A 1,064-nucleotide genomic window follows, 5' to 3' on the forward strand; every position below is an offset into this window, starting at 1 on the left:
TATCCGGCGGATGCGGTCACCGACGCCGACCGCGCGGGTGTGTTGTCGGTGGATCATCCGGCGTATGTGATTTACACCTCGGGGTCGACGGGTCGGCCGAAGGGTGTGGCGGTCACGCATCGGGGTGTGGTGAATCTGGCTGCGGACGAGCGGGATCGGTTGGGGGTGTCGTCGGGGTCGCGGGTGTTGCATTTCGCGTCGCCGAGTTTCGATGCGTCGGTGTTCGAGTTGGTGATGGCGGTGTGTGCGGGGGCGACGCTGGTGGTGGCGCCGACCAGTATTTTCGGTGGCGCCGAGTTGGCGGAGTTTGTTGCCGAACATGAGGTGACGCATGCGTTCTGCACGCCGGCGGCATTGGCGTCGTTGGATCACCGCGGTCTGGACCGTCTGAAGACGGTGGTGGTGGCGGGTGATGCGTGCCCGCCGGAGTTGGTGTCGCGGTGGGCGCCGGGTCGGGTGATGGTCAATGCGTATGGTCCGAGTGAGACGACGATCATGTCGTCGGCGACCGGTCCGTTGGTGCCCGGGCAGCCGGTCACCGTCGGGTCACCGACCGTGGGTGTCGACCTCGTCGTCCTCGACCACCGGTTGCGTCCGGTCCCGGCCGGGGTGCGCGGCGAACTCTACGTCCTCGGCTCCAGCTTGGCTCGCGGGTATGTGCGTCGGGCCGGGTTGACGGCGGGGCGGTTCGTGGCGTGTCCGTTCGGTGCGGGTGGGCGGATGTATCGCACGGGTGATGTGGTGCGGTGGGTGACCGCCCCGGACGGGCCTCCGGTTCTGGAGTTTCTGGGCCGCAGTGATTTTCAGGTCAAGATCCGGGGGTTCCGGATCGAGTTGGGTGAGATCGACGCCGCGTTGGCAGCGCATCCGGTGGTGGAGTTCGCTCATACGGTTGGTCATGACGACGGGGGTGGGAGTAGTCGGCTGGTGTCGTATGTGTTGCCGGCGCCGGGCGTAGAGGTCGATACGCGGGTGTTGTCGGGGTTCGTGGGGGAGCGGTTGCCGGGGTACATGGTGCCGTCGGCGATCGTGGTGTTGGAGTCGTTGCCGCTGACCCCGGCGGG

General features: G+C 67.2%; 1 protein-coding gene. It reads left to right on the top strand.

What is annotated here, in order from left to right; genetic code table 11:
* On the top strand, positions 1 to 1,064 hold a 1,064-nt coding region (locus G9373_RS45355; protein ID WP_167121345.1), incomplete at both ends, for an AMP-binding protein.

It is taken from the genome of Rhodococcus sp. A14 (assembly GCF_011603105.1).
In the GTDB taxonomy this organism is placed as follows: domain Bacteria; phylum Actinomycetota; class Actinomycetes; order Mycobacteriales; family Mycobacteriaceae; genus Rhodococcus_F; species Rhodococcus_F opacus.